Genomic DNA, 19342 nt, shown 5'->3' with positions numbered 1-19342 from the left:
AGGACGACAAGGATGGCCACCACTTCGCCGCTTAATCTCGATTTCGTGCGCAGCCAGTTTCCCGGCCTGGATCGCGGTTGGACCTTCTTCGACAATGCCGGTGGGTCTCAGATCCTCAAGGGCGCGGTCGAGCGCATCAATACCTTCCTGATCGAGAAGAATGTCCAGATCGGAGGCTCCTACGAGGTGTCGCAGGCAGCGGCAGCCGCGCTCTACGAAGCCCGGACCGCCGCCATGCATCTCGTCAATGCCGGCCGGCCGGAAGAAATCGTCTTCGGCAATTCGACCACGGCGCTGCTGCAGAATCTCGCCCGTGGCCTGCACAGCCAGCTTTCGGCGGGCGACGAGATCATCGTCACCATTGCCGACCACGAATCCAATATCGGCCCCTGGGACCGGCTGCAGGAGCGCGGCGTCGTTCTCAAGATCTGGCCGCTGAACACGGAAACGCTCTCGCTCGATCTGGCAGATCTCGCGCCGCTGATGAGCGAACGGACAAAACTCGTCTGTGTCACCCATTGCTCGAACCTGCTCGGCACGATCAACCCGATCCGCGAGATCGCCGATTTCGTCCACGCCCGCGGCGCAAAGATCTGCGTCGATGCGGTCGCCTACGCGCCACACCGGGCTGTCGACGTTCAGGCCTTCGACGTCGACTACTATGTCTTCAGCCTCTACAAGACGTATGGGCCGCATTATGCGCTGATGTACGGGAAATACGACCTGCTTCTGGAGCTCGATCCGCTCTACCACTACTTCTACGGCCGCGACAAAGTTCCGGGCAAGCTGGAGCCGGGCAATCCGAATTACGAACTGGCCTATTCGACCTGCGGCATCGTCGACTATCTCGTAGCACTCGGCGAACGGGCCGGAGAAACCGGCAGTGTGCGAGAGAAGATCGAGGCGGCCTATGGCGCGATCACCGTGCAGGAAAACACCCTGACGGACCGGCTTCTGGCCTATCTTCGCTCGCGCAACGACTGCCAGATCATCGGGCAGCCGGCGAATGTCGACAGCGCCCGCGTTCCAACCATCGCCTTCCGCTTCGACGGGCGCGATGCCGGCGACCTCTGCCGGGCGATGGATGCAGAAAAGATCGCGATGCGCTTCGGCGATTTCCATTCGCGCCGGCTTGCCGAATTTCTCGGCCTGACGGACCATGGCGGCATGCTGCGTGTCTCGATGGTGCATTACAACACGATCGAGGAAGTGGACCGCTTCACAGCCGCCCTCGACCGGATTCTGGCCGGCGAGGCCGGGCTTGCCAGGGCGAGCTGATACCAGACACGAAATAGGGAAACGACTGATGCACTTCGATACGGTGATCCGGCATGGAACGGTGGTGACGGCAAGTGACACATTCGTCGCCGATGTCGGCATCAAGGATGGAAAGATTGCAGCACTTGCGCTGGGCCTGACGGACGCCGACGAGGTGATCGATGCCACGGGGCTGTTTGTCCTGCCGGGCGGCATCGACAGCCATGTGCATCTCGACCAGCCTTCGGGCGACGGCATCGTCATGGCCGACGACTTCGACAGCGGTACCCGCTCCGCTGCAATTGGCGGCAACAGCACGGTGCTTGCCTTCTGCATGCAGGAGAAAGGCCAGACGCTGCGCGAGGCGCTGAAGATCTATCACTCCAAGGCGGACGGCAAATGCCATGTCGACGTGTCTTTCCATCTCGTCATCACCGATCCGACGGCAGACGTGCTCGGCCAGGAACTGCCGGCATTGGTCGAGGACGGCTATACCTCGCTCAAGGTCTTCATGACCTATGAAGGCTTACGCCTGCGCGACGACGAGATCCTGGCGACGCTCGATACCGCAAGGCGGACCGGCGCGCTGGTCATGGTCCATTGCGAGAACGAGGATGCGATCCGCTACCTGATCGGGAGACACGAGGAGGATGGAAAATTCGCGCCGAAATTCCATGCCACCACCCGGCCGATCGCCGCCGAGCGGGAAGCGACACATCGGGCGCTGTCACTTGCGGAAATCGTCGACGTGCCGATCGTCATCGTGCATGTCTCGAACCGCGAGGCAATGGAGGAGATCCGCCGGGCCCGCCAGCGCGGCCAGAAGATTGCCGGCGAGACCTGCCCGCAATATCTCATGCTGACGGCAGACGACCTCGATCTCGACGGTCTGGACGGAGCAAAATTCGTCTGCTCGCCGCCGCCGCGCGACAAGGCGAGCCAGGACGCCTGCTGGGAAGGCCTCGAACAGGGTGTCTTCGATCTGTTTTCGTCCGATCATTGCCCCTTTCGCTTCGACGACCCACAGGGAAAGCTGAACGAGAAGGGTAAACGCCATTTCCGCTGGATACCAAACGGCATTCCCGGTGTTGCCACCCGCCTGCCGATCCTGTTTTCCGAAGGGGTCATGAAGGGACGTATCGACATCAACCGGTTTGTCGCCCTGACATCGACCAATCACGCCAAACTCTACGGCCTTTATCCCAGAAAAGGCACGATTGCGATCGGCACTGACGCCGATATCGCACTCTGGGACCCGAACAGAAGCGTCACTTTGACCAATGCCATGCTGGAACATGGCGCAGACTATACGCCCTATGAGGGTCTCGACATCCGTGGCTGGCCTGTTCGCCTCCTCTTGCGCGGGAAAACCATCGTCAATGATGGCGGAATGACGAGGGACAGAGATCGGCAAGGATCATACCTGGCACGAGCGCGCTCATCCTTGGTTGGATGAACGCAGCTCAATGCTGCGCTACGCACCTTGGCGTGGATCAAGCCCCGGGATATCGGCGAGGAGCCTGGGTCGTCTGGCCATTTTCGATCAGATCCGCCGCTCTGCGCATGAGCATCGTGTTCAGTGGACGAATCCGCGAGAACTGCTCAGCAGACCATCGAGCGCTGGCTGATCCCGCAACCGAGCCGAATACAAAGGTGAGACCGAAGCCATCCACATTTGCGGAACAAGCGTCTATAGCTTTCACGCATGATCGCACTCTGCGCTCGCCACCTCTTTTCGGATGCGCGAACGCTGCCTGCACCGCCAGTGTATCGCCGTCGGGCAAGTGGAATACCGGTTCGAAAACCATTTTGTCCTTGTAGCCAGACCAGCAATTTAGCCCATAGCCATTTCTTTCAGAAACATCGTTCCCGGGGGATTCCACATGGACCAATTGAGCTTGAGCAACCCTGTATTTGCAGCCTATGCCATCTCGGCGGCATTGATGATCCTAAAGGGTGTTGCGATGTCTTGGCTGACGGTTATCCGCATGACCGCTGAAAATGGCGGCTTCAGAAATCCCGAGGACATGAAAAAGACCCTGGTCAACCCGAGACCGAATGAAACACAGCTGGCTCCCAATGATCGAGTTGAACGAATCCGCCGCATTCAGCTCAATGATCTCGAGAACTTGCCATATTTCCTTGTTGCCGGACTTCTTTACGTGACGACAACGCCATCACTCTTTCTCGCACAATTCCTTTTCTACACTTATGTCTTAACCCGCATGCTGCACTTCATCGCCTATTATACCGCTCAGATTCATGACATCCGGGCGGCACTATGGACGCCGGGCTCTTTGATTATCATCTATATGGCGGGCAGTACATTTGGGAGCGCCGTCTGGTAAGCAAGCATTTCAGCCATGGGAATGAAGGGCCTGCAATAAAACGGGCGCGGCACATATCGCGCCAATGGGCGTCAGCCTATTCAGCATGAACAGCGTTCAACGCTCAAATTCCACCCGATTGAAACGCTGCCGTTCGCTGCGTCCTGTCACGCTCACCCGGTACGCAGCAGTTGGTTGGTAGCTGGAGCAAAGCCTTGTGTATTGGACATAATACCGGCGCACTATTTCACATGCTTTTGTCCTCCGGAGCACTTGCGGAGAGCGCCCATCCCCGCTGCGCCCGCCACAGGACGGTGGAATCAGCATAGCCGAGCACTTCGGCGATCCTTGATTTCTGGATATGGGCAGCAAGCTGCGTGGAGGCGATGGTCTGTCGGTAGCTGCGCACCAGGTCACGCAGGGACGTGTCTTCGTCTGCAAGCCGCCGCTGCAAGGTGCGCACCGAGACCTTCAGTTCAGCAGCAATGGCAGGCAGCGTGATCGGCTTGTGGCCGAGATAAATGCCGATCAGCGATCGGACCTTTTCCGCCACCGTATCCGGCGTGACGGTCTTACCGGCAAGTTCGGAGACATGCCGTTCCAAGACGGCGGCGAGATCGGCATCCTCATGGCGGTAGACGCGCACGGCATCGGCACCGGAGACGATGATGCGGTTGGCCGATTCCCCGAATCGGAGTGGCGCCCGAATAAGCCGCTCGAGCATCGAGCGGTCGCGCGGAGCGACATGCTCGAAATGAACCTCGATCGGCCGCCACCCTTTGGCAAAGCAGCTGCGCACCAGTTGGCAGGAGGCGGCGACGGTGAATTCGCTGTCCTGCCGGCGCGGCCACATGCCTGCATCCTCGAGGCGGTAGCTCCAGACGAGATTGCCGTCTTCCTCGAACACGCCGGAACTGGTCGCGCTCTGCACCGTGTTAACGTATTTCGCCAGCCGCTCGAAGCCGGCCCGGATGGTCGACGAGATCGAAAACAGGATGCCGATCGGCCCGATGTCGCTCGGCTTGAACAACGTGCCCATGCGCGCGCCGAGCGTTGGCTCGTTGGTTATCAGGGCAGCGTCCTCGAAGATCGCCACATAGCGCGCCATCGGCACCATGGCATACGGATCATCGAGTTGGGACCTGAGAATGCCGTGCGCGGCGAGCAGGAGATCGGTTTTTCCGGAACGTCGGTCGATTTGTTGCACCAGCGGCGTTAGAACCGAGGCGCGAATGGATGCAATTGCAGGCATGGTGCTGATCATTTGCGGTGCAGATGCCATGTTTAGCGTCCTCGACCGGTTACGTGGCGTGAATTATCGATTCATTGGCACGAATTGCAATTTCGGGGCCAAAGTGTCGCGCCTACCCTCTTGATGAAAATCAAAACACAAGAGGGGTTCCCATGACACTGGATACAAGTATGGCCGGTCCCACGGACAGGCTGGCGAAGAATTCCGTCGGCCTTGCCCACATCGTCTTCTTTGTTGTTGCCGCCGCCGCGCCGCTGACCGCCGTGGTCGGTGCCTCGCCGGCAGCCTTCGCCTTCGGCAACGGTGCTGGCGTTCCCGGCGCCTTCGTGCTCGCCGGTCTGCTCTATCTGCTGTTTTCGGTCGGCTTCACCGCCATGAGCCGCCATGTCGGCGGTGCGGGAGCCTTTTACACCTACATCACCCACGGCATCGGCAAGCCGGCCGGTGTCGGCGGCGCCCTGATGGCGCTCGTCACCTATTCGGCTGTGCAGGTCGCGATCTATGGCCTTTTCGGCGTGTTCATGGCCGGCGCAATCGCCCCGCTCGGACTTGATCTGCCCTGGTGGGCCTGGGCCTTTGCAGCCCTTATCGTTGTGCTCGTCTGCGGCCAGCGCAACATCGCTTTTTCCGGCGCCATCCTTGGTGTCTGCATGATCGCCGAAATCGGCATCCTGCTTCTACTCGATATCGGCATCGTATTGGCTGGCGGCGGGCCTGAAGGCTTCAGTCTCTCGTCGTTTTCGCCATCGGCCGTCTTTGCCCCGGGTCTCGGCGTGGCACTGGTCTTTGTCGTCGGTTCCTTCATCGGCTTCGAGGCCACTGCCATTTTCGGCGAAGAAGCAGAAAACCCGGAAAAGACCATTCCGCGCGCCACCTATGTCGCCGTGCTGCTGATCACCCTGTTCTACGCCTTCTCGACCTGGGCGATCACCCAGTTCTATGGACCGAGCAAGGTCCAGGAAACTGCCGCCGCCGGGCTTGAAAGCTTCTACTTCGTCGCCTCGGACGCGGTTCTCGGCGCCTGGGCGAGCCAGATCATGAACATCCTCTTGATCACCAGCCTGTTTGCTTGCGTCCTGTCCTTCCACAACACGCTGAACCGTTATTTCTTCGCGCTCGGTCGCGAAGGTCTGGCCTTCAAGGTGCTCGGCAAGGTGCATCCGATGCATGGCTCGCCCTATGTCGCCGGCCTTGTCCAGAGCGCCATTGCCGCCGTGGTTCTGGTGCTCTTCATCCTCGCCGGTGCCGATCCCTATACGGTCGTGTTCTCCTGGATGTCGGCGCTCGCCGTGATCGGCATTCTCGCCGTTCAGGTCCTGGTCTCTGTCGCCATCATCATGTTCTTCCGCAAGACGCCGACAAGCCACGGCATCTGGACGACCTTGCTTGCGCCAGCGCTTGGCCTTGTCGGATTGCTCGGTGCGCTGTTCCTGGTGATTTCCAACCTGTCGCTGCTCTCTGGCAGCGAGAGCCTGATCGTCAAATCCTTCCCCTATCTGATCGTGCTCATCGGCCTGATCGGCGCGGCCTTTGCCATGCAGATCAAGAAGCAGAAGCCCATGCTCTATGCGTCGCTCGGAAAGGTATTCGAATGACCACGATCGCAAGCCTCAATCCGGCTGACCGTATGCTGGTGCTTTCTCTGGCCATGCTGACCGTCCTGACCCTGGTGGTCGCGACCGAAGCCCATGCCTTCTGCCAGATCTTCTGCATCCATGGCGAAGCCATGTTGACCGAGATCTGCGCAAGCCAGGCAGGTCGATAAAGCAGTTGATGCAAAGGGCGCCGCAATCGGCGGCGCCCGTTCAAGCCACCGGGCCAACAAGCCACCAAGCCTTGCCCAAATGCCCTTTCAGAATGAGGTGAAAAACATGGACGCCGTTGTCGTCAAAACCCATCCGCTCGACCCGTTGAGCCTTACGGAAATCGGTGCAGCCGTTGCCATCCTCAAGCAGGACAAGGCACTTGCCGCGACCATCCGTTTTCCGATCATCCGGCTGGAAGAGCCGACCAAAACCGACATGCTGGCATTCCGCAACGGCAAGCCGCTGCCGCGTCTCGCCTTCCTGCTGGCACTCGACATCAGCAATGGCGAAACCTTCGAAGCCGTTGTCGACTTGACCAACGCCGCGGTCGCCGCATTCACACGCCTGCCGCTCGACCGGATGCCTTATGGCCAGCCACCGGTCATGCTTTGCGAATTTGAGACCGTCGAGGCGACGGTCAAGTCCGATCCGCGCTGGATCGCAGCCGTCAAGAAACGTGGCATCACCGACGAAGACATACCGCTCGTCCAGATCGACCCTTTCTCTTCCGGCTATTTCGGCCTCGAATTCGAGAAGGGCCAGCGCATCGTGCGCGCCGTGTCCTACTGGCGCGAGGATGAGCGCGACAATGGCTATGCCCACCCGATCGAAGGCGTCGTCGCCGTAGTCGACCTGGTCAAGAACCAGGTGGTCGATCTCGTCGACGACGAGAAGATCATTCCGGTGCCGAAGAAGAAGCGCAACTACGGCCAGGAGGCATTTCCTGAGACCCGCAAGGACGTAAAGCCGCTCAACATCGTCCAGCCGGACGGGCCGAGCTTTGCCGTCGATGGCTGGAAGGTCGAGTGGCAGAACTGGTCGTTCCGCGTCGGCTTCACCCCGCGCGAAGGTTTGATCCTGCATGAACTCGGCATCAAGGACGGCGGCAAGCACCGCCCGATCGTCTTCCGTGCTTCGGTGACGGAAATGGTTGTGCCCTATGCCGACCCGACGGCCAACCACTTCTGGAAAAGCGCCTTTGATGCTGGCGAATATGGCCTTGGCCGCCTTGCCAATTGCCTGGAACTTGGCTGCGACTGCCTGGGCCATATCCACTATTTCGACGTGCCGTCTGCCGATGATTTCGGCCAGCCGACAGTGATGAAGAATGCCATCTGCATGCATGAGGAGGACTACGGCATCCTCTGGAAACACTATGAATTCCGCAACGGCATTTTCGAGGTCCGCCGCTCGCGCCGTCTCGTCATTTCCTTCTTCGCGACCGTCGGAAACTACGACTACGGCTTCTACTGGTATCTCTACCAGGACGGCACGATCCAGCTTGAAGCCAAGCTCACCGGCATCATCCAGACGGCGGCAGTGCCCCCTGGTGAGACTTATCAATGGGGCGGCATGGTCGATGACAATCTCGGCGGCCCGACCCACCAGCATTTCTTCAATGCCCGTCTGCACATGGATGTCGATGGTGGTGGCAACACGGTCAGCGAACATGAATTCGTGCCGCGTCCCTGGGGTGACGACAATCCTTATGGCAATGTCTTCGACACGAAGACCAAGGTTCTGAAACGCGAACTGGATTCACCGGCCATCGCCAGCGGTGAGACAGGCCGGTACTGGAAGGTGCAGAACCCCAATGTGACGAACTCTGTCGGCAAGGCGCCGGGCTACAAGATGGTGGTCATGCCGAGCCCGCTAATGCTGGCGCAGGAAGGTTCGACTGTTGCCCAGCGTGGCGGCTTCGCCAAGAAGCACATCTGGGTTACCGCCTTCGACCCTGCCGAAAAATACGCCAGCGGCGACTATCCGAACGTGCATGCCGGCGGGGATGGCCTGCCGAAATATGTCCAGCAGAACCGCGACATCGAGAATGCCGACCTGGTTCTGTGGCACTCCTTCGGCCACACCCATGTCTGCAAGCCCGAGGACTTCCCGATCATGCCGGTCGAATATGCAGGCTTCACCCTGAAGCCAAACGGCTTCTTTGCCGGCAATATCGGTATGGATCTGCCGCCGGGCAAGAATGCCCACAGCAAGGATAATCGCGAGGCGGACTGCTGTGGCGCGACAGACAAGACCACGAGGGGCGGCTGCCACTGATATGTCAGAGGCGAATGCATCAATCAGCCATGGAGGCCCTCCTATGCCTACATGGCTGGTGGTGTTGCTGCCGGGCCAGAGCCGTCACCCTATCTGATCACATCGCAGGATTCTGACATCAAGAAGCACCTTGCTTGACTGGAGCCCCAGGCAGCATCACCGCTTGGCCGCTTCTGGACTTGCTTCGGAAGCGGCCAAGCCTGCTGCCTTACCTTCGACGATTGCTTGTCTCGGGCCTGGCTTTCTGGCTCAGAAATCCCAGTCCTCGTCCTCAGTCGAGACTGCCTTGCCGATGACATAGGATGAGCCAGAGCCGGAGAAGAAGTCATGGTTCTCGTCGGCATTGGGAACAACCTCCAGGTCGGAAAGCTTGGAAAAATCGCACGCCGCCAGCTTGGACCTGGGTAGCTTTCATGTTCAAGAATGTGCCCGACCTAACGGAGGTATTGAGGATGCTTGTGTCCATTTAAGAGCGGTTCATCCATTAGACACTCGCGACTTCGTGTCTCACGATCGGCGGCCGAACTACATGGGGTGCGTGACTGCGGCTACCGCCGCCGAAGAATTGGACTTGAAGCGAGACAGCTGTTTGATGCAAAACGTTCTTTGGACCTCCAGACAAAGAAATAGGACGAATGGCCAAGAAAGCATATGGCGCCGCTGGTGTTGAAGCGACCCCGGTCGCTCGCGGGGACGACCCCCGCGAACGGATCATCACCGCTGCGAAAGAAGTGTTCATCGAACAGGGGTTTGATCTTGCGACCGTTCGGGAGATCACGCTGCGTGCCGATGTGAATGTGGCCGCCATCAACTATTACTTTGGCTCCAAGGAAGACCTTATCAGCGAAGTTCTGAACCTGATGATGGAGCCCTACACGCATGCGCGCATTACAGCCTTGGAGAAATGCGAAGCTGGAGCATTGCCGGGCACGGCCCCACTGGAGGATGTCGTGAACGCCCTGGTGCGCCCGATGGTGCAGTTCAGCCGAGACGCAGCAGGCGCCCGTCCGCTCACGCGCCTTATCCTGCAGATCAGGTCGCGGCCGCGTGAATCCACCACCCGTTTCTTCATCAAACGCGTTGATCCGGCGGTTTTCCGTTTTATTGATGCGTTCGAGCGCGCGCTGCCGGAGCTGCATCGCCGCGATATTTTCTGGCGCTACAATTTCTCGATTGGCGCCATCATGCAGGTTCTGATCGACAGCGATCCAGCATCCTACCGGCTCAAAAAGCTGTCAGGGGATCTCTGCGATACGGATAACGATGAACAGATCATCAATCAACTTTCAGCTTTTGTTTGCGCAGGTTTCCGGGCGCCGCCTACGGCAAGTTGGCCCAAGGACCTCTGAAGGCGTTTGTTTACTTGTACGCTTGACGTTCCGGTCTGAATTTCCTCGCCTTCGCTCGGATTTTGTTTTTTTGATTTCCACGCAAGAATTATATTTCGATTTATATTCCGACACGGCAACAAACCCGCCTCCAGATACCAATATTTTGCTTGAATGCCGTTAAATTAGGCGTTTGACGCTTCGATATTGGGCAAAACGACCTGCTAAAGTCGTTGACATGACTGAGATTGAAATTATGTTTCAAACAGTGTTTTACTTTTCTCTGGAGCCATTCAATGCCTGAAGTTGCCGCCCGGAAGATTACCGGATCCTTCGTTGCTCTCATCACGCCGTTCGACAAAACGGGTGCCGTGGATCTCGGGGCATTTCGAGAATTGCTGGCGTTCCATGAGGCGAACGGCACCTCGGCCGTGCTGATTATGGGGTCGACCGGTGAAGTCTCCATGCTGTCGGCTGAGGAGAAAAAGAAGATCATCGTCGAGACGGCGAAGATGAAGTCAGAACGCATGCCGATCTTCTATGGCTGCACCGGCAACAATACGGATGTCACCATCGACAACGTCAAGTTCGCCAAGGACAACGGCGCCGACGGCGCCATCCTCGCAGCACCGGCCTATATCTGCGCCCCCGAAGCCGATATCGAGGGCTATTTCATGGAGGTCGCCGACGCGACGGATCTGCCGCTCGGGCTCTACAACAATCCGCCGCGCGTAAAAAGCGATCTGCATTGGGATCACCTGCTGCGCATCTTCAAGCATCCCAACTACGTCATCCACAAGGAGTCGACCGCACGCGTCGGACAGGTCGCCCAGGTGCTTGCGGCCCGCCCGGATGTATCCGTCATGTGCTGCGACAGCCCCAATCTCGGCCTGGTCGTCCCGACCATGAGCCTTGGCGGCCACGGCACTGCCAATATGGGCGGCAACATCGCGCCGGCCGAAGTGGCTGTCATGTCCCGCCCATGGACGAGCTATGCCGAGGCGGAAGGCTTCCGCGACAACTATCTCACCCTGCTGCCGTTGCTGCACTACAACTATTCGGCCATTAATCCGGTTGCGGTCAAGTCGCTGATGAAGGCCGTCGGCCTGCCCGCCGGCGAACTGCGCCGGCCGCTGACAGGTCTCGAAGGCGAGGCCTTGGCCAAGGGCATTCGCATCGTCCAGGAACTCGGCCTCGACAAGAAATATGGCTGGAAGCTGACATCGGCTTCGGCCGTAGCGGCCTGAGGTCGGACCCATGGATCTCGGGATTTCTGGCAAAAACGCTCTTGTGACCGGCGCCAGCCGCGGCATGGGCAAGGCCGCCGCGATGGCACTGGCACACGAAGGCGTGGAACTGACGATCCTGGCCCGGACGCATGAAACACTCGAGGCCGCGGCTGCGGACATTCGGACCCAGACAGGTGCGCGCGTCACCGCAGTTCTGGGTGACATCACCACCCCGGCAGGGCGCGAAGCCGCCCTCGCCGCATGCCCGGCGCCGGACATTCTCGTCAACAATGCCGATGGCGAGTTACCGGGCGATTTTCGCAACTGGTCGCGCGAGGACTGGTTGCGCGGCATCGACCGCATGATGCTGACACCGATCGACATGATGCGCCTGACGGTGGACGGGATGATGGAGCGCAAGTTCGGGCGCGTCGTCAACATCGTGTCGCGCAGCGTCAAGATCGCCCAGGCGGAACTCGGCATGTCGAATGCGGCACGCTCCGGTCTGGTGGGTTTCGTCGCAGGCCTCGCCCGCCAGACGATTGCAAGCAATGTAACGATCAACAACGTGCTTCCGGGCATCATCGCCTCGGACGGCCAGCGCCAGCATGTCGAGGTTCTGGCCCGCGAGAGCGGCCGCTCGTTCGAGGCAATCTGGGCCGAAAGAGCAGCACAGAATCCGGCCGGCCGCTACGGTCGGCCCGAAGAAATCGGCGCCTATATCGCCTTTCTATGTTCGGCCAATGCCGGTTTCGTCACAGCACAGAACCTGCTGATCGACGGCGGACAATATCCCGGGACGTTCTGACGACCCGGGAAGACGGGGTTGCCTTCCGGTCCTTCTCGTCCGGAGACAATCTGCTGATGCACGAGACATTTGACTGCATACATCACTCTCAAAGCCAGAAGGAATCCATGATGAAACGCTTCGGATCCACATTGCTTGCCCTGTCGATGGCGCTGCCGGCTGCCGGTGTTGCCATGGCTGACGAATATCCCTCACGGCCGGTGGCCATCGTCGTGCCTTATCCTCCGGGCGGAGCCGTCGATGGCGTTGCGCGGGTTTTGGCGGCGGAACTTTCGGCCAAGACAGGCAAGACCTTCGTCGTCGACAATCGCGCAGGCGGTGCGGGTGGCGTGGTCGGCTCCTCCGAAGTGGTCAAATCTGCGGCCGACGGCTATACCCTGCTCCTCAATGCGTCGATCCATGTCGTGACGCCGCTCATCAATACGAACGTGCCCTTCGATGTGGTGAACGACTTCACCCATATCAGCGGTATCGCCGCCGGCCCGCTGCTGATCAGCACCAACCCTTCCGTCAAGGCCAATACGCTCAAGGAATTCTTCGCGGAAGTGAAGGCAGACCCGGATGCCTTCAACTTTGCCACATCCGGTTATGGATCGGCCGGGCACCTGACCGTCGAAGTGCTGAAGGCACAGGCCGGGGTGGACACCGAGGTTGTCACCTACAAGGGTGCCGGCCCGGCTCTGACCGACATGATCGGTGGCCAGGTACAACTGATTGCAGATCCGATCCTGTCGTCGCTGCCGCATGTGAAAGCCGGACGTCTGAAGGCACTCGCCGTCACGAGCCTCACCCGCTCGCCGCTGGCTCCGGATGTGCCCACAATCGCCGAAAGCGGCATGGCGCCCTTGGAGATGCTGTCCTGGTATGGTGTCTGGGCTCCGAAGGATCTTGATCCAAAGGCACTCGATTTCCTGAGCAAGGCCATGGAGCAGGTTGTCACTTCCGGAGAATTCAAGGACAAGCTGACGGTGTTCGGTTTCGAGCCGATGTACAAGAACAGCGCCGATCTCAAGACTTTCGTCGTCGACGAAACCAAGCGCTATGACGAGATCGTCAAGGCAGCCGGCATAAAGGTGGAATGACAATGACGAAGGCTCCGGACATGATATCACATTCGGAGCCTTCGACGAAACGGCGCCATGTTGGTAGCCATTGGGGTTTCTACAGCCACGATGATGCCCAAAGCGCCGTTCGCCCTATCGGGGGCGACCCCGATCCCGTCGATTTCGGAACCCAGCTTCCGGCAGACCGGCTTGCACCATGCAGGATATTGAGGCCTGCTGTCAGAAAGTCCTATCTCGAACACGGTCCCGGCTATGCTGGCGGAAGGCGCGGAAGTGACGCCTTTGTCGAGGTCTCCTGGGACGAGGCAGTGGATCTTGTGGCCGGCGAAATTCGGCGCGTACGCGATGATCATGGAAGCGAGGCGATTTTTTCAGGCTCATATGGCTGGTCCAGCGCCGGGCGCTTTCATCACGCACAGAGCCAGCTGAAGCGCTTCTTCAACATGAACGGCGGGTCGGTTCGCTCGGTCCAGACCTACAGCTATGCCGCCGGCGAGGTGATCCTCCCCCATGTGATCGGTTCGCTGGATGGTCTCGTCTCGGGCCATACGCCCTGGAGCCAGATTGTCGGCCATGCCGAACTGATCCTCATGTTCGGCGGTACGCCGCTTCGCAACGCCCAGGTCAATGCCGGCGGCGTCGTTCGTCACGAAACGCGCCAGGGCCTCGCTGCCTGCCGGGATGCCGGCGCAAAATTTGTCAATATCAGCCCTGTCCGTGATGATGCCGCCGAGGAACTCGGCGCCGATTGGATGCCTTTGAGGCCCGGCACAGATACGGCTCTACTGCTGGCGCTTGCCCACACGCTGATCATGGAAAAGCACCACGACGAGACCTTCCTGCAACGCTATACTGTCGGCTACGAAACGCTGAAAGACTATCTCTTCGGCAAGACGGATGGCGTGAGCAAGGACGCCGCTTGGGCCGCTTCAATCAGCGGCATCGAGGCTGTGCGCATTCGCGATCTTGCAAACAGCATGGCATCCCGCAAGACCTTCCTCATGATGGCCTGGGCGCTGCAACGTGCTGATCATGGCGAACAGTCCTACTGGGCGGCAATCGCGGTCGCATCGCTACTGGGCGGGATAGGCCTGCCGGGGCAAGGCTTCGGCTTCGGCTACGCATCCGTGGCCGGCATCGGGCAGCCTCCTTCTGCCGTGCGCTGGCCGTCGTTGCCGCAGGGTCACAACCCTATTGCCGAATTCATTCCCGTTGCCCGTATTGCCGATATGCTGCTGTCACCGGGCAAGGATTACGCCCACAATGGCACGACCCGGACCTATCCGGACATCAAGCTGGTCTACTGGGCAGGGGGCAATCCGTTTCACCACCATCAGGACCTCAATCGACTGGTCGAGGCATGGCAGAAACCCGAGACTATCATCGTTCACGAGCATTGGTGGAACGCCCATGCCCGGCATGCCGACATCGTCCTGCCGGCATCGACTTTCCTCGAAAGGGATGATCTCGTTGCCAGCGGCCGGGATAGTTTTCTCGGCTACTCGACACATGTAGCCGCAGCGCCCGACGGCGTGCCGTCCGACCACGAGATCCTGCGGCGGATTTCCGCACGGCTCGGCACCGAACACGCCTTCACCGAGCAGCGCACTGAAGCGCAGTGGCTGGAACAGCTCTACGCCGCCGCATGTGCTGATGCCGCTTCGCGCTCTATCGACATGCCGGATTTTCCCGATTTCCAGCAGTCCGGACTGATCGAGGTTGAAGGCCAAGGCATCGACAAGCCATTGATGGCCGATTTTCGCCGTGATCCAGACATGCATCCCTTGCGCACGCCATCCGGCCGCATCGAACTGGCGTCGGCACGTATCGCGGACTTCGGTTACGCCGATTGCCCGGGCCATCCGTGCTGGCTTGAACCGCAGGAATGGCTTGGCGCGGAACTTGTCTCCACGTATCCGCTGCACCTCCTGTCCTGCCAGCCGCATGACAAGCTGCACAGCCAGTGGGATCACGCCGCGCCCTCCCGCAAGACAAAGAGCGGCGGCCGCCAGCCAGTGCGCATTCATCCGGATAACGCGCAGGAGCGTGGCCTGAGCGAGGGCGACCTGGCCATAATCTCCAATCACCGTGGCGCCTGCCTCGCAATTGTGTCGATCACCGACGCTGTCATGCCCGGCGTCGTGCAGATGGCGACCGGCGCATGGTTCGATCCGTCAGATCCCACGACGTCGGGGTCAATCGAACTCAATGGCAATCCAAACGTCCTGACGCCGGATCACGGAACGTCGCGCCTGACGCAAGGACCGAGCCCGAATTCATGCCTGGTCGAGATTTCCCGTTTCATGGGAAAAGCCCCCGAGGTGCGGGCCTACCGGCCACCGGATCTGGTTTCCGACCCGAGATTGCAAGATGTACCAGGAGATGCACGCCGATGACTGCACGCCTCAATCCGCAAATCCTCGCAGGACTGCTGTTTGTGTCCATAGGCACCGCCTTCCTGATCGGCAGTTTCGATCTGTCCTATGGAACGTGGCGCAAGATCGGCCCCGGAGCCTTCCCGGCGCTGGTTGCTGTGCTCCTGATTTCCATGGGCATCATCGTTGCGTTCAGCGGTCGGAAATCGGATGCGGGAGAAACACCCCTTCACCTCTATTCGGCGCAGCTTCCGGTGATCATCGGAGCAATCGTCGTCTTCGGGCTGGTGATCCGCGGCGGCGGCCTGCTTCCCGCTGTGTTTTTCTGCTGTCTGGTTTCATCTTTTGCGTCGCGACCTCTGCGTCCGGTTAAATCGACGATCTATGGACTGGCGCTCGGGGCAGCCTGCAGCCTTGCTTTCGTCAAGGGTCTGGGAATGCCGGTCGACATCATCGGTCCATGGTTCGGTTTCTAGGAGAACGCAGATGGAAACTTTGAACGCGCTTCTTCTCGGCTTTAACCAGGCTATCCTGCCGACGAACCTGTTCTGGTGCCTGATCGGCACGCTGCTCGGAACCCTAGTCGGCGTGCTGCCAGGTCTTGGGCCAGCTGCCACCATGGCCATCCTCCTGCCCTTCACCATCGGGCTTGAACCAGTAACCTCGCTGATCATGCTGGCCGGCATATACTACGGCGCGCAGTATGGTGGTTCCACAACGGCAATTCTTCTCAATCTGCCGGGCGAGGCGTCGTCGGTGGTGACCGCGATCGACGGCTACAAGATGGCGCGCAAGGGTCGGGCGGGAGTGGCGCTCGCAACGGCGGCAATCGGCTCCTTTTTCGCAGGTACAGTGGCAACGCTGCTGCTGGCTCTGTTTGCACCTTCGCTTGCGGAGGTCGGCCTGCTGTTTGGCCCGGCTGAGTATTTCTCGCTGATGGTACTTGGCCTGATCGCTTCCGTCGTCCTGTCGCGCGGGTCGCTGCCGAAGGCGCTGGCGATGGTCTTCATCGGCATCCTGGTCGGATTGATCGGTCAGGACGTGCAGACGGCGGTTCCTCGCTTCACACTCGGCTTCGAGGAAATGTCGAGCGGGGTGAATTTCGTGGTGGTCGCCATGGGACTATTTGGCATTGGCGAACTGATCAAGGATTTGGAGAACCCGGAAAGCCGCACGGCAATTCATGCACCGTTCTTCTCGATGATCCCCTCGCGCGAGGATTGGCGACGGATGGTCGCTCCGATCTTGCGCGGCACCGGCATCGGTTCTGTTCTCGGTCTATTGCCTGGAGGCGGTGCATTGCTGGCAGCCTTTGCTGCCTATGCCATCGAAAAGCGCGTTGCCAATCCACCGGAAGGCTTCGGCGGTGGTGCAATCGAAGGTGTCGCCGCTCCAGAAAGTGCCAACAATGCCGGAGCACAGACGTCTTTCGTGCCGCTGCTGACACTTGGTCTGCCCGCCAATGCGGTGATGGCTCTGATGTTCGGTGCCCTGATCATGCAGGGCATCGCGCCTGGACCGACGCTCATTTCCGAACATCCGGATGTCTTCTGGGGTGTCATCGTCTCGATGTGGGTTGGCAACCTAATGCTGCTGGTACTGAACCTGCCTCTGATCGGCATATGGACGCGGCTCTTGACCATGCCCTTCCACTATCTCTATCCGGCCATCCTCGTATTCTGTTCCATCGGCGCATTCTCGCTGAGCAACTCGGTATTCGATCTGTGGCTGCTCGGGATTTTCGGTGTCGCCGGCTATATCTTTGCCAAGCTGGATTGCGACGCGGCCCCGCTGGTCATGGGGCTGATCCTGGGTCCGATGATGGAAGAGAACTTCCGTCGGGCAATGTTCCTTGCGCGCGGCAACCCGACGATCTTCGTTGATCGACCGATCTCGGCAGTCCTGCTCGCCCTTGCCGTCATCGCAGTCATCCTGGTCGCCCTGCCGAATATCAAGAATGTCCGCGAAGAGGCATTTCAGGAATGAGCCGAAATGTTTCCAAACATTTGAGTGAGATGTCATGCAGATAGCGGTTATCGGAGCAGGTATCGTTGGGGCGTCAACGGCCCTCGATCTCCTGAAGGATGGGCACCAGGTTACCATCATCGAACCGGAGTGCCCAGGCGGCAGACAGGCTGCCAGCTACGGCAATAGCGGATGGCTGAGCCCGGCTTCGATCATTCCGATGTCGATGCCGGGCTTGTGGAAAAAGGTACCGGGTTACCTGGCCGATCCGTCCGGTCCGCTGGCGATCCGCTGGCGTTATCTCGCGCATCTTGCGCCGTGGCTGGTCCATTTCATGCGCGCAGGATCGACAGCCGCCAAGGTTGAGCGAACCGCATCCATTCTATCCACCCTCCTGCGTGACGCCCCCTCGAGGCACGCGGCGGTTGCCGAGAAGATCGGCCGTCCAGACCTGATCTGCCGCAAGGGTCTGATCTACGCCTACCCGGATAGGGCAGCCTTCGAAGCGGAAGCTTTCGCGTGGCGCCTCCGGAGGGAAAACGGCGTTGTCTATCGCGAGCTGTCCGCCACCGAGTTGCATGCACGGGAACCGCATCTTTCATCGCGCTATTCCTTTGCAGCCTTGGTTGAAGATGGAGGTCATTGTGTCGACCCCGGCGGTTATGTGATGGCAATGATCGAGTACGCTATTCGCCAGGGTGCAACGCGCGTCCATGCAAGGGCAATCGGTTTCGACCTCGCCGGCGAGCGTCTGCTGGGTGTGCTGACGGATGCCGGCACGGTGGCATGCGACAAGGCGGTGATCGCCGCCGGCATCCATTCGAAGAGCCTTGCGGCTAAGGCTGGCGATCGAATTCCGTTGCAGAGCGAACGCGGCTATCACGTGGTCATTCCCACCGATCAGTTCCAAGCTGACATGCCGCTGATGCCGAGCGATGGCAAGATGGGCAACAATCCGACGCTTGCCGGGCTGCGGATCGCAGGCCAGGTCGAACTTGCCAGCGTGTCAGCGGCACCGAATTGGGCGCGAGCCGATATACTGCTAAAGCATGCACGGACGACCTATCCGGCGGTCACCGATAGTGCCGTGGACTCTGGCATCGATCGGTGGATGGGGCATCGTCCTTCGACCGCCGATGGCCTGCCGGTCATCGGCTTTGCATCCGCATCCCGCGACATCCTCCATGCATTCGGCCATGGACATGTGGGCCTTGCGACAGGACCGGTCAGCGGCCAACTTGTTGCCGACCTGATTGCCGGTCGAGACTGCGCATTCGACATTTCTGTCCTCTCCGCAGGGCGGTTCAGAGCCTAGAGCTAACCGGTCTGAAATTCACCGACTCTACCAACGCAACAGTTCGGGCTTTCGCGCATGGCTGTCTGAACGCGCTGGCGAGGTGAGGCCGGCTCGGACAGGCAACCGACGGTGACGGTCAGATCAGTTTCGAGATTGTCCTTGATGTGGTCCTGGACACGCTTGAGCGGTCGCTCATCCAAAGCACTGACCATTCCGCCGCCCGTTCCGCGATCTGCAAATGTTATTTCCGCCTGCGTGGAGCAGATATACGGGATGTCGCATGTGGGATGTTGTCCGAAGCTCGGCGGCCAATCCGCCCCAGCCTCATCCCTGGGACGACGCGAACAATCGTGCATTGGGAAACTGCTGGACCCCGTGGTCGCAAGGAAATGTCATTGCAGCCGCCCGCGCCTGTCTTACTCGAAATGCTCTACGGTCACGTTCGACTGGAAATTTGAGGAACCGCACACAAGGTGAAAACCTCGGCACGGCCAGACAAGACGTTTCCGATGTTTGCGTCAATGCTGGCTGCTGGGATAGGCCGTCGGCATTGGCCCGGCACGCAGAAAATCGCAAA

The 19342-nt window shown here is 59.7% G+C and carries 15 protein-coding genes and 1 pseudogene; 14 read left to right on the top strand and 2 right to left on the bottom strand.

The window, feature by feature from the left end; translation table 11 throughout:
* Window positions 1-12: 12 nt before the first annotated feature.
* From GVK95_RS09205 to GVK95_RS09195, 3 genes are all read left to right on the top strand, one after another.
* On the top strand, window positions 13-1278 hold the full coding sequence (locus GVK95_RS09205) for a cysteine desulfurase-like protein (protein WP_159948781.1): 1266 nt from the start codon (window positions 13-15) through the stop codon (window positions 1276-1278).
* Window positions 1279-1306: 28 nt separating this feature from the next.
* Complete coding sequence (gene hydA / locus GVK95_RS09200) at window positions 1307-2713, top strand: dihydropyrimidinase (protein ID WP_159948779.1); 1407 nt, start codon at window positions 1307-1309, stop codon at window positions 2711-2713.
* Between the two features lie 427 nt (window positions 2714-3140).
* Entirely contained in the window at window positions 3141-3605 is a 465-nt protein-coding gene (locus GVK95_RS09195; RefSeq protein ID WP_159948777.1) for an MAPEG family protein, read from the top strand.
* Between the two features lie 226 nt (window positions 3606-3831).
* Here GVK95_RS09195 and GVK95_RS09190 read toward each other — a convergent pair whose 3' ends face one another.
* The gene (locus GVK95_RS09190; RefSeq protein ID WP_159948775.1) at window positions 3832-4866 is read right to left on the bottom strand and encodes an AraC family transcriptional regulator; all 1035 of its coding nucleotides are present in this window, start codon (window positions 4864-4866) and stop codon (window positions 3832-3834) included.
* A 122-nt stretch (window positions 4867-4988) separates the two neighbouring features.
* Between GVK95_RS09190 and GVK95_RS09185 the strand changes: the two genes are divergently transcribed.
* The 3 genes from GVK95_RS09185 to GVK95_RS09180 all read left to right on the top strand — a co-directional run bounded on the left by GVK95_RS09185 (window position 4989) and on the right by GVK95_RS09180 (window position 8699).
* Complete coding sequence (locus GVK95_RS09185) at window positions 4989-6431, top strand: APC family permease (RefSeq protein ID WP_159948774.1); 1443 nt, start codon at window positions 4989-4991, stop codon at window positions 6429-6431.
* Window positions 6428-6601 carry a hypothetical protein gene (locus GVK95_RS25030; protein ID WP_200844252.1) on the top strand — a complete coding sequence of 58 codons (174 nt, stop codon included), beginning with the start codon at window positions 6428-6430 and terminating at the stop codon, window positions 6599-6601. The genes GVK95_RS09185 and GVK95_RS25030 overlap by 4 nt, the downstream gene beginning before the upstream one ends.
* Before the next feature lie 106 nt (window positions 6602-6707).
* On the top strand, window positions 6708-8699 hold the full coding sequence (locus GVK95_RS09180; protein ID WP_159948773.1) for a primary-amine oxidase: 1992 nt from the start codon (window positions 6708-6710) through the stop codon (window positions 8697-8699).
* Window positions 8700-8948: 249 nt separating this feature from the next.
* On the opposite strand, the pseudogene GVK95_RS25235 reads toward GVK95_RS09180, so the two are convergent.
* Window positions 8949-9053, bottom strand: a pseudogene (locus GVK95_RS25235) (ribonucleotide-diphosphate reductase subunit beta); the annotation flags it as partial.
* A gap of 281 nt (window positions 9054-9334) precedes the next feature.
* Between GVK95_RS25235 and GVK95_RS09170 the strand changes: the two are divergent.
* The 8 genes from GVK95_RS09170 to GVK95_RS09135 all read left to right on the top strand — a co-directional run bounded on the left by GVK95_RS09170 (window position 9335) and on the right by GVK95_RS09135 (window position 18783).
* Complete coding sequence (locus GVK95_RS09170) at window positions 9335-10048, top strand: TetR/AcrR family transcriptional regulator (RefSeq protein WP_159948772.1); 714 nt, start codon at window positions 9335-9337, stop codon at window positions 10046-10048.
* 275 nt (window positions 10049-10323) lie between these two features.
* Window positions 10324-11274: a 4-hydroxy-tetrahydrodipicolinate synthase gene (locus GVK95_RS09165; RefSeq protein WP_159948771.1), complete on the top strand. Its 951-nt coding sequence runs from the start codon at window positions 10324-10326 to the stop codon at window positions 11272-11274.
* Window positions 11275-11284: 10 nt separating this feature from the next.
* Entirely contained in the window at window positions 11285-12064 is a 780-nt protein-coding gene (locus tag GVK95_RS09160) for an SDR family oxidoreductase (protein WP_159948770.1), read from the top strand.
* A 107-nt stretch (window positions 12065-12171) separates the two neighbouring features.
* Window positions 12172-13146 (top strand): tripartite tricarboxylate transporter substrate binding protein, encoded by a 975-nt coding sequence (locus GVK95_RS09155; protein WP_244618716.1) that lies wholly within the window; start codon window positions 12172-12174, stop codon window positions 13144-13146.
* 2 nt (window positions 13147-13148) lie between these two features.
* Window positions 13149-15524 (top strand): molybdopterin-dependent oxidoreductase, encoded by a 2376-nt coding sequence (locus GVK95_RS09150; protein ID WP_159948769.1) that lies wholly within the window; start codon window positions 13149-13151, stop codon window positions 15522-15524.
* Window positions 15521-15979, top strand: coding sequence for a tripartite tricarboxylate transporter TctB family protein (locus tag GVK95_RS09145; RefSeq protein ID WP_159948768.1), 459 nt, complete (start codon window positions 15521-15523; stop codon window positions 15977-15979). Before GVK95_RS09150 ends, GVK95_RS09145 begins: the two co-directional genes overlap by 4 nt.
* A gap of 10 nt (window positions 15980-15989) precedes the next feature.
* A complete protein-coding gene (locus tag GVK95_RS09140) occupies window positions 15990-17489 on the top strand; it encodes a tripartite tricarboxylate transporter permease (RefSeq protein WP_159948767.1) in 1500 nt (499 codons plus the stop codon).
* Between the two features lie 34 nt (window positions 17490-17523).
* A complete protein-coding gene (locus GVK95_RS09135; protein ID WP_159948766.1) occupies window positions 17524-18783 on the top strand; it encodes an FAD-binding oxidoreductase in 1260 nt (419 codons plus the stop codon).
* The last annotated feature ends 559 nt before the right edge of the window (window positions 18784-19342 follow it).

The sequence above is a fragment of the Rhizobium sp. 18065 genome (assembly GCF_902706095.1).
GTDB lineage: Bacteria > Pseudomonadota > Alphaproteobacteria > Rhizobiales > Rhizobiaceae > Allorhizobium.
The sequence above is the reverse complement of the archived record's forward strand: the minus strand, read 5'-3'. Positions and strand labels throughout refer to the sequence as shown.